This window comes from Sulfurisphaera sp., from assembly GCF_059755235.1.
The window spans coordinates 1-9,768 of the sequence record NZ_DBPRYF010000047.1 but is presented as its reverse complement, the minus strand read 5'-3'; the positions used below and the strand labels follow the sequence as shown (position 1 = coordinate 9,768).

At 35.7% G+C, this 9,768-nt stretch carries 11 protein-coding genes; 3 read left to right on the top strand and 8 right to left on the bottom strand.

Annotation, left to right across the window (positions count from 1 at the left end):
• Window positions 1–126: 126 nt before the first annotated feature.
• The 5 genes from AC3OCB_RS08605 to AC3OCB_RS08585 form a co-directional block, all read right to left on the bottom strand.
• Complete coding sequence (locus AC3OCB_RS08605) at window positions 127–1,407, bottom strand: IS200/IS605 family accessory protein TnpB-related protein (RefSeq protein WP_498341999.1); 1,281 nt, start codon at window positions 1,405–1,407, stop codon at window positions 127–129.
• 141 nt (window positions 1,408–1,548) lie between these two features.
• Window positions 1,549–1,701 carry a hypothetical protein gene (locus AC3OCB_RS08600; protein WP_498341998.1) on the bottom strand — a complete coding sequence of 51 codons (153 nt, stop codon included), beginning with the start codon at window positions 1,699–1,701 and terminating at the stop codon, window positions 1,549–1,551.
• A gap of 133 nt (window positions 1,702–1,834) precedes the next feature.
• Window positions 1,835–1,966 carry a helix-turn-helix domain-containing protein gene (locus AC3OCB_RS08595; RefSeq protein ID WP_498342000.1) on the bottom strand — a complete coding sequence of 44 codons (132 nt, stop codon included), beginning with the start codon at window positions 1,964–1,966 and terminating at the stop codon, window positions 1,835–1,837.
• 140 nt (window positions 1,967–2,106) lie between these two features.
• Complete coding sequence (locus AC3OCB_RS08590; RefSeq protein WP_498341997.1) at window positions 2,107–2,604, bottom strand: DUF2258 domain-containing protein; 498 nt, start codon at window positions 2,602–2,604, stop codon at window positions 2,107–2,109.
• A gap of 47 nt (window positions 2,605–2,651) precedes the next feature.
• The gene (locus AC3OCB_RS08585) at window positions 2,652–3,380 is read right to left on the bottom strand and encodes a hypothetical protein (RefSeq protein ID WP_498341996.1); all 729 of its coding nucleotides are present in this window, start codon (window positions 3,378–3,380) and stop codon (window positions 2,652–2,654) included.
• Window positions 3,381–3,430: 50 nt separating this feature from the next.
• Between AC3OCB_RS08585 and acnA the strand changes: the two genes are divergently transcribed.
• Both acnA and AC3OCB_RS08575 read left to right on the top strand, forming a co-directional pair.
• Window positions 3,431–5,986 (top strand): aconitate hydratase AcnA, encoded by a 2,556-nt coding sequence (gene acnA / locus AC3OCB_RS08580; protein ID WP_498341995.1) that lies wholly within the window; start codon window positions 3,431–3,433, stop codon window positions 5,984–5,986.
• Window positions 5,976–7,211: a ribonuclease FAU-1 family protein gene (locus AC3OCB_RS08575; RefSeq protein ID WP_498341994.1), complete on the top strand. Its 1,236-nt coding sequence runs from the start codon at window positions 5,976–5,978 to the stop codon at window positions 7,209–7,211. Before acnA ends, AC3OCB_RS08575 begins: the two co-directional genes overlap by 11 nt.
• On the opposite strand, the gene AC3OCB_RS08570 is transcribed toward AC3OCB_RS08575, so the two are convergent.
• The 3 genes from AC3OCB_RS08570 to AC3OCB_RS08560 all read right to left on the bottom strand — a co-directional run bounded on the left by AC3OCB_RS08570 (window position 7,208) and on the right by AC3OCB_RS08560 (window position 9,324).
• Window positions 7,208–7,381: an AbrB/MazE/SpoVT family DNA-binding domain-containing protein gene (locus AC3OCB_RS08570; RefSeq protein WP_498341993.1), complete on the bottom strand. Its 174-nt coding sequence runs from the start codon at window positions 7,379–7,381 to the stop codon at window positions 7,208–7,210. The genes AC3OCB_RS08575 and AC3OCB_RS08570 overlap by 4 nt on opposite strands.
• A gap of 93 nt (window positions 7,382–7,474) precedes the next feature.
• Window positions 7,475–8,614 (bottom strand): VWA domain-containing protein, encoded by a 1,140-nt coding sequence (locus AC3OCB_RS08565; protein WP_498341992.1) that lies wholly within the window; start codon window positions 8,612–8,614, stop codon window positions 7,475–7,477.
• Between the two features lie 14 nt (window positions 8,615–8,628).
• Window positions 8,629–9,324, bottom strand: a complete 696-nt coding sequence (locus tag AC3OCB_RS08560) for an FHA domain-containing protein (RefSeq protein ID WP_498341990.1) — start codon at window positions 9,322–9,324, stop codon at window positions 8,629–8,631.
• Between the two features lie 60 nt (window positions 9,325–9,384).
• Here AC3OCB_RS08560 and AC3OCB_RS08555 point away from each other — a divergent pair.
• The coding region (locus tag AC3OCB_RS08555) for a vWA domain-containing protein (protein ID WP_498341988.1) at window positions 9,385–9,768 on the top strand (384 nt) is incomplete at its 3' end.

The window sequence follows — 9,768 nt, the reverse complement described above, 5'->3', positions numbered from 1 at the left end:
CAGCTCTTCAAGTAAAAGATCAGGGTCACTCTCTTTAACTCTTGTAGGTGGCACAGTAACTATAATTCCTCTGAAGGGGTCGAGTCTAACATTTTTCATATAAACGTTTCCCAGACCATGTCATTTCTAGTTATTTCTCAATTCTATGGCCTGGGTTAGCCCTAGGTGCGGTATCATTAGCTTCAACCACACCGCATGGGGCTCAGTCGAGCCCAACGCCATGGGGCTCCCATTTGAGTTTAGATACCTTAAACCTATATTTATTGCTCCTATTACGTCTCTATCTAAACCATTCTCTGCTATTCTTAGTCTAAACTTAACTACTCTCACCCTCTTTCTCCCCCTCCACGCATAGCGTATCATCAAGGGAGAAAAAGTCTTTATTCTTTTCCCAGTAAATGGGTCAGTAGTTGAAGTATAAGCTTCATTTATTTTGTCTACATATACTGGTTTATTGCTTAGTACATCAACAAGTTTAACAACATTCCATTGATGAATTCTATGCCTTAATTTGTCAGAATATGTCTTTTCCTCTATCTTCTTCTTTCCTTTAAACACCTCACCAACTACAATCGTTGCATCGTTTTTGATGGCTATCTCTTCTAGGATATCAGCAGTTTGATAGATCGTGTCTTCTTTTTTCTCTTTTTCTCCCAACTTCTTCAGAGATTTCTTAACCTCTCTATCCTTTGTAGATCTACCTTGAGTTATTCTCTTTCTTCTCTCTGAATATGAAATGACTAGATTGCCTAAACCAGTTTCAATCCTATAAGCTTCAGCAATCTTTCCGTCTTTAAACAAAATGGCAGTAACATTGTTTTCATTAACATCAACAGCTAAAACGTTTTTATTTTCTTTGACTTCTACTTCTTTCTTAAAGGTTAAGTAGCAGAAGATTTTTCCATCAACTAGTTTTATCTCTAGCTCTCCAGCTAATGTCCAGCCGTCATGATGGTACAAGTACCTATGCAAAAGCTTAGTATCTCTATATTTTAATTCCAACCATTCATCCTTAAGGACATTGCTTTTAATCCATATTGCCCCATTTTCTAATTTCCAGTCTTGCGAATCAGAAAAAGTAATTGTAACTCTTTTGACTGCTGGTCTATCAGTTTTTGCTTTTCCTTTTCTTTTCAACTCTTTAAACGATTTAACCCTCCTAAGGACATCTCTATAAGTCCCTTTTATAATACGTGTTGCTAACCAAGGGAACTCTTTGCGATATTGCTTGTAAAAAGTTTGGTTAAGAGTTTTCTGAGTTGCTTTATTTTTTAGTGCAAATCCAATCATCTCCGTTAACATTTTCCTATATGCAGATTCGATCTCAGAGAGAGTTTTCCAACTTGATCTATTTGTATAACACTCTAATGTCACTGTCTTTTTAATTGTCTTTGACTGTGTTTTCAACATTCTCAACGATTTTTATATTAGAGACTCTCTTTACTGAAAATATTCTCAGCAACATGTAACAATCTCGCTCACTCAATTAAATCATCAACTAGCTCTTGCGTGTTTCCTTTTTCATTGAAAGTTATGATAACTCCGACCTCATAAACTTTGAAAGGTCCTCAAGATAGAAAAGCTCATTAATCTGTCTTTGTAAGCTACAACAGTAACATCTATTCTCCTAATTAACTCAATTAGTTTCTTTAGTCCCTTCCTATCTCCTTTCAATCCACTATCAACGTCTTTAATAACCAAGCAGCTTGCGGGAATTACTTCTTAACATACTCCTCTAGAGACGTTATCTGTCTCTCCAAATCGTCTTTTTGGATATTACCGCTTACTCTGCATAGATTACAACACTCTTCACATTGCTCCCTTGATAACCGTTTCAAACTCCGATTCGGGGGATATACCACCTACCGTGAATGTTGATAGCTTTAATTCTACCTTCTTTAATCCACTTAATTACAGCACTACGACTAACGCCCATCAGCCTTGCAAAATCGCTGAGTTTGTAGATTTTCTGTCATTCATCCAGTATTTGTTAGCGTTTAGAAATATTTAATTTTATCATTAAAGCGGGAACAGCCCTATCTTAAGTTTTAATGAAGTACCAATTTCCACAAAAGCAAAACGAAAATAAAAGATAAAAATATTAACTTAGCTTAATGCCTTCAGTGCGTCTTCAACTTGTTTAATTTTCTGTTTAAATTCTTCCATTTGTCTACTTAATTCTTCATATTTTTTCTTATATTCTTCCATTTGTCTAACTACTTCTTCATTCTTTTTGTTACATTCTTCCTCAGTATAATATCTAATAATTCTAACATTAGAGAACTTTATTTTCTGATTTTCCTCATCATATTCGGCGTCTACTAGTAACCTTATAACATCTAGTTTGTCAAGCTTCATTTGATTAACTATGGTGTCGTAAAGTTGTTTGTTAAGCTCAGCAACATCCCTTATTATTATATCTCTAGGTACCATCTTACTAAATGCAACTAATGCAACTCTCCTAAGCTTGTCCGCATACCTTGCAGCAATTATGAGTCCAGTACTCAATTCGACTTTATTCTTTCCAATTACTGTAGCCCTAGATACAGTTTGTTCATACTCAGCTGCTCTTTCTAAATCTCTCCTTTCTTCCTCATTTGCCATAAGTATATATTTGATTTAAAAGTTTTAAACATTTCGTTGAAGAGAAATTAAGCAAATGGAATAAGAAGTTTCTCTTTATTGCTTTTTTCGACTATGAAGCCTTTTTCTCCAATATCAATCTTAAAAACATCCCCTTTGGTTTCTTCATAAATCTTAGAGGCTTTTGCAACTTTCATGAAAAGTGAGATCGCTTCCGCAACTTTATCTAAACTCCATAGAGTTAATGGTGAACGCATCCTTCTTAAAAACACTAGGTCTTTAAATGTCTGACAAAAACTTAGGTTAAGATCTTTGCACATGTTCTCAGCTTCTTCTGCTGATAAAGGAATGTTTAGATTCTCTTTGCAAGCTCTCCATTGAATTAATGTCTTTATAGCTCTATAGGAGTTCTCTATGCAATTTCTTTCATCGTTTCGAAAGAAAGCCAATAGTGAAAGCGTATATAGCGAAACAACCGATTTCCTTAGTCTTTCACACGTATAATCGGTCTTTACAAATTTTATCTCAGAGGGAAATTCTCCGCAAATGCCTTCTGAGTTTAAGACTTGTAAGCACAGAGGGTCACCATTTTCACATAATTCTCTCAATTTCTCTTTAGAAATCACTATTGGAGAATAACCCTCCGAAGCTAGATCTAAGAGTAAGGTTTTATCATCACTGATGGCTATCACGTTAATGTCAGAAAGTCCTTCCACATAGTCCGATTTCCTCGCATAAGAACCGAAAAATCCTATGTAAGAAGCTCTGCCACATAAATGTTTTAAATTTTCGCTCACACTAATCTTTAATAACTGGTGTTTTTTAGCTTTAAGCGGTAATTTTAGATATGAAGTTCCAGATTTCTAAACTTGATGAAAACGTCTATTTTTACTCTTTAAAACAACTAGAAGACTATGAACAAAAAATTTCTAAATATCCTTATTCTATCAGAGTCCTTATAGAAAATGTTATCAGAAATTATGATGGTAAAAAAATAAGTGACGATGATTTAGACGCTATATTAAGTTGGAAAGTAGGTAAAGAATTCTCATTCTTCCCTACTAGGGTCGTAATGCAAGATTACACTGGTGTCCCCCTTCTTGTTGACCTAGCAGGTATGAGAGATGAAGTAAAAAGAAAACGAAAAGACCCTAAAATTGTAAATCCAGTTGTTCCAGCAGATTTAATAATTGACCATTCAGTCCAAGTTGATTATTACGGCACATCTTATTCTTTGCTGTGGAATATGAAAAAAGAGTTTGAAAGAAATGAAGAGAGATATAAGTTTCTTAAGTGGGCTCAAGCGAGCTTTAGAAACCTTAGAGTTGTCCCTCCGGGAAATGGAATAATACATCAAATTAACCTTGAGTATTTAAGCAAAGTTGTAGATGTTAGGGAAGTAAAAGGAATACAGACAGCATTCCCAGAAATAGTGATAGGAACAGACTCTCATACAACAATGACTAATGGAGTAAGTGTGTTATCATGGGGTGTTGGAGGATTAGAAGCAGAAGCAGTTCTTTTGGGAGAGCCTTATACAATGACTGTACCAGAAGTTATAGGAGTTAAACTTGTTGGTGAAATACAAGAGGGAGTTACACCAACCGATATTGTACTTTATATTACTGAATTCCTCAGAAAGAAAGGAGTTGTTGGAAAATTTGTGGAGTTCTTTGGCCCGTCCCTTTCAAAACTCTCAGTACCAGATAGAGCAACTATCGCCAACATGTCTCCAGAATATGGAGCAACAGTGGGTTTCTTCCCTATTGACACTCAAACGATCAATTACTTGGCCGGCACAAGTAGGAACTATAAACTTGTAGAAAAATATGCTAAAGCACAAGGTTTGTTTTATGAAGATGTTCCAAACTACACTGAAGTAGTTGAAATAGATTTAAGTAAAATTGAACCAGCTGTAGCCGGGCCTAGAAACCCTGATGAAAGAGTACCCCTTAGAGAAATGAAAGTAAAAAATGAGAAGAAAGAGAACAAGAAGAAGGGTGCTATTGTTAGTGATAACGACGTTGTACTAACTGCAATAACTAGTTGTACAAATACTTCTAATCCTACAGTAATGATTGGTGCTGGATTATTGGCGAAAAAAGCCGTGCAATATGGATTAAGGGTAAAGCCTTATGTAAAGACTAGCACTGCCCCAGGTTCACCAGTAGTTGTAGAGTATTTGAAAGAGTCTGGTCTTCTTCCTTATCTCGAGGCATTAGGTTTCCACGTGGTTGGGCTAGGTTGTACAACTTGTATTGGAAATGCGGGCCCATTGCCAAAAGTTGTTGAAGATGATGTTAAACAAAACGGGTTGGAGGTTTTTGGAGTAATAAGCGGAAATAGGAATTTTGAAGGGAGAGTTAACCCCTTACTCAAGGGCGTGTATCTAGCCTCTCCTATTCTGGTAGTAGCATATGCGTTAGCGGGAAGAATAGACATTGATTTTCAGAATGAGCCAATTGGTTATGACCCTAATGGTAATCCAGTTTACTTAAAGGACATTTGGCCTTCATTAGAAGAAATAAAGCAGTATATGAACCTTTCATTAAACCCGGAGCTCTATAAGAAGAAGTATGAGAGAATTTTCGAAGGGGATGAGAATTGGAAATCACTAAAAGTAGAGGAGAGCGATACTTACAATTGGGACAAGAAGTCAACATATATAATGGAGCCACCATGGTTTGCCATGGATAGTCCTAAACTAGAGGATATAAAGAACGCTAGGATTTTACTTCTTCTAGGAGACAAGATAACAACTGATCATATATCGCCTGCAGGCCCTATTTTACCAGACTCAATTGCTGGTGTTTATTTGAAGCAACAAGGGGTTACAGAGCTTAATACATACGGCGCTAGAAGAGGAAACCACGAGGTTATGATAAGAGGAGGATTTGCAAATCCGAAGCTTAAGAACTATTTAGTTGATAAACAAGGAGGATTTACTAAACACTTCCCAGATGGTAAAGTTATGACTGTGTATGAGGCTTCAGAACTTTACAGAAGGGAAGGAGTCCCTTTAGTTATTGTAGCTGGTAAGCAATATGGCTCTGGTAGCTCGAGAGATTGGGCTGCTAAAGTTACTGCTTTGCTTGGTGTTAGAGCTGTTTTAGCTGAGAGTTTTGAAAGAATTCATAGAAGTAACCTTGTTGCTATGGGAGTTCTACCTATTGAAATACCAGATTGGAGAAATCTAGGGATAAAAGGAGACGAGGAAGTATCAATACTTGGTCTTAGCGATTTGACTCCTAAAAAGAGAGTTACAATTCAGTTCAAATCTTCAGATGGTAAAATCATAACTACCGAAGGTTTAGTGAGAGTAGATACTAATGTAGAATTGGAATATGTCAAAGAGGGTGGGGTTTTAAAGTATGTCTTGAATAGATTATTATATGAAGGTTAGAATTAGAGGCATTTACGCCACAGCCTTAACTAAATTATTTTTAGATCACGGTTTTGAAGTTGTTCAGCAAACCCCTCAAATTGCTGAACGCTTTAACTCTGAAATAAGAGAAGAACCAGCAGACGTTACTGTAAAAGACGGAAATGACAAAGGAGAAATAATTAGTATTGGACAAGATTTATACAATTTTTTTAGAAGCATTTTCAGATATTCTTTCGTCTGGAAATCCCCTGTTAAGTTATATTCTGTTATTCAAACTAAAGATTGTAAATATATGGGTTTTGATGTCGAGCCTTGCTTAGAACAAGGATTGGTTGTTAAACCTCCTATAGAAGGTAAGATTATTTTAGCTTCACCTAAGGCAGTAGGAAAATATGCTATGGTATGGAGAGGAGATGGTAAAACATTCTTTTCAGAACATATAAGTAGGGAAGAAAGGGGTAGATTATTATCTATAAGCTTACCATTTAACAAGAAGGGATATAACGTCAAATGGAGGAGTAATGCATCAATTACTCACGATTTTGAACTAAAGGAGGAGTTAGAAAGACTTGTAATGAGGTTTGATAATGAGGACTTTAAAGGACAAGGTGAAGACTTTGAGAAGATTACTCTATCTCTTGAAGATAAGATTATGTTGGATAGAGAAAGGAGAAAAGTTGTTCCTCAAACGATTAATTTTCATCATATGCTGAAGGTGTCCCTTTCAAATGAAGTGGACATTGTCGAAAATGGAAGTGGAGAAGTTGAGGATTTATTGAACAAGCTTATAGCTGATTACATGGAGATAGAGCATATCAAGGCTAATGGCAAAATTCTCTATTTGAGAAAGGGTAAAGTTATATATAAAGAAGTGACTGATAGCTATTTTGTTATTAGGTTAATGAGATTCTTTGATAGAGATGGAGTATATGATGGTCTTAATGTAAAAATGGAAAAGGATGACTATGATATTGTAGAGTTTGACTCTAGGAAATGGTATCAGATTCATAGGTATTTTAGTAAAGATGGTAAGCTTAAAGGAATTTATGTTAATATCTCGACCCCACCAGAAATACTCAAGGGGAAGTTAAGATACTTGGATTTAGAAGTTGATGTGATTAAAAGCGGAAGTGAGATTAAAGTAATTGACATAGATGAGTTAGAAAAAGTGAAAAATATTGTCGGAGAATATTTATATGAAAAAATATTTGAAGTGGTAGAAGAAGTAAAGAAAATTATTTAAAGTTTTTCTAGTTCCTCTCTGCTTATAGGTATTATTTTAACGGTGTTTTCGTTTTCGTCATATATTACTCTTACTAAATCCCCTTCTTTTACCTTCACTTTTTGTCTAATTCTAGCTGGTATAGTAACCTGGAAATTTCTTGATACCTTTACGATATCTTCAACAGGCATATGTAATTCCAGATAAATAGTCAGAACGATAGTATAAAAATTTTTACAATAAAAAAATGACTCTGTGCTTACTAATTAAAATTTAAGAGAAAATTAAGATCTTAGTTTTTTAGTTGCTTCGCTAAGTACAATTTTCTTAGTTTGTTCTGCGTTTCCAAGTCTTCTAGTCGTTTCAACGCTTTCTTGTAGTCTTCTAGTCGTTTCAATCAATTCAATCCTTCTTGTTTGCTGTGCTACTTGGTTCATCTGTTGTAATGTTCTAGTTGCTTCTGCTAAATTGTTTGAACTAACTTGAGTTACAAGTTTATTCATTAATTCATAATATTGATATTCACTCAGTATATCATTATTAACCCCACTAAGGAACATCTGTGAATTTGATGCCGGTGTAACAGAACTCACTGCGACTATGGTCTCATTTTTACCCGTAGCCGGATCTTCATAGTTTATTCTAACGTTAATTATATTTCCGCTGAAGTTGACTGGAATAGTCGTTTCTCCATAAATTCTTATCACACCTTCAATGGCTCCTAATTTTATTGGGGGGCCAGAGTAATTTAATAATTTAACTGGGGAGGGGGAATCAATCTCTACTGTAACGTTCTTTGCACCTACTTCAGTAACAGCTGCTTGAGGCAAAGAATTAGCTATCTCAGTTGGATCTTGAATATGATTTATGATGCCACCAGATTTGTCAGCCAATACCTTTAGTAATTGTTCATTATAGTCATCTCCTATTCCAAATGAGATTATCTTAAAACCAGCGGGAATTTCAACTCTTTCATAAGCTGTTACATCAGTTATATCTGTAGGATTTCCATCAGTTAATAGTATTATATATCCAGGTAAGTTGTATTTCTTCGCAATGTTTACGGCAGTAGATAATGCAGTATAGAGCACTGTATTTCCTCTCGCAGTAACTGAAGAGATTACTTCTTGTACTGTAGCACTTGCTGTATCACTGAATTCTGCTAAGACTTTTACTTCTGAAGAGAACGTTATAAATGTAATTTTATTTCCCTTGGGAATCTTATTGAGTAGTTGCATAGCCCCTTGTTTAGCTGTTTCGATCTTTAGACCAGACATTGAACCAGAGGTATCTAGGAGAATTATATAATGAAAACCTGTTGCTACAGAAACTCTTTCGGGTACGAGTATAAGCCTAAATACGCCTCGAATTGGAGAATTAAAAGAGTACTTGTGACTGAATTCCAACCTCGCAGAAATTGTCAAAAAATTCACCCAACTTATTCAGCTACTAACTTTACTATAGTCTGATTTCCTAGTTTTATAATTGAATTAGAGGTAATCTTTTGCTTTCCTTTTACCGGCTGGAAGAGCTTTCCATCATATACATATGTTCCGTTTGTACTATTCAAATCTTCTATGTAAAGTTCTCCTCCTTCAAGCGAGATCGTTGCATGTCTTCTTGAGACTTCTGGATCTGGGACTATGATAACATTTTCTGGGCTCCTACCGATTGATATCGAAGGAAATATGTCAAAGTTCAACGGGACTTTCTGATTTATCAAACCAGCATAAGGTGTTTGGATAAATAACAAGTAATATTTCTGTTGCAGTTGAGGTTGCGGGGGTTGTGTAACAATTTGTTGTGCTACTGGTTGAGACACTTGTGGAGGAGGATTCTGAGCAACTTGTTGTTCTTGTGGTATAGGTTGTGCTTGCTGATCTGGAGTAGCTTGTTGGGACGTTGATGGTGGGACTTGTGACTGCTCTGCTTGTGCGGTAGTTGCTGGTTGCTGTGAAGCCATAACTTGTTCCGGTTGCTGCTGAGTCTGTTGTTGCGTGTTAGTATCTGGTTGTTGAACTGGTTGCTGCATAGGTTCAATGGTTGGTTGTGCTGGTTTTTGAGCACCACATCTTAAGCAAAAGTTTGCATCATCAGGATTTTCATATCCACATACAGGACATTTCCATGGCATACATAAAGTATTTTGTATAAAAGTATTTATAGTTTTACGCGCGTAATATTGATAGTAGTTATGACAGTAAGTCTAAAGATTAAATCTTCACATACTTATGTTAGCATAGAGAAATCGACGTCAGTAAATTTTATTATTAGAGTGGTGCCAGAGGCATTTACTCAGTTTTCCGGCATTCATTACGTTATACTGATAGATAATAGTCCATCAATGATAAAGGATCATAAGCTAGATATTGCAATTGCTGCAGCTAATAAACTTTCTTATGAAATACCTCCGGGTAACTACTTGTCGATTTATTTGTTTTCAAATGATATTGAGAAAGTTTATGAGGGACCTTCTGGTAATCCAGTGACTCTTCAGAACGTAAAAAGAGGTTATACTACAAATCTACATAAAGCATTAAGTAAGATCCTTCAGCAACTAGCTTATAGTCAACTCCCT

What these genes read in the sequence shown, in the direction of transcription:
- AC3OCB_RS08590 (WP_498341997.1), bottom strand. Translation starts at nt 2,604, where the DNA reads ATGGCAAATGAGGAAGAAAGGAGAGATTTAGAAAGAGCAGCTGAGTAT.
- acnA (WP_498341995.1), top strand. Translation starts at nt 3,431, where the DNA reads ATGAAGTTCCAGATTTCTAAACTTGATGAAAACGTCTATTTTTACTCT.
- AC3OCB_RS08575 (WP_498341994.1), top strand. Translation starts at nt 5,976, where the DNA reads ATGAAGGTTAGAATTAGAGGCATTTACGCCACAGCCTTAACTAAATTA.
- AC3OCB_RS08570 (WP_498341993.1), bottom strand. Translation starts at nt 7,381, where the DNA reads ATGCCTGTTGAAGATATCGTAAAGGTATCAAGAAATTTCCAGGTTACT.
- AC3OCB_RS08560 (WP_498341990.1), bottom strand. Translation starts at nt 9,324, where the DNA reads ATGCCATGGAAATGTCCTGTATGTGGATATGAAAATCCTGATGATGCA.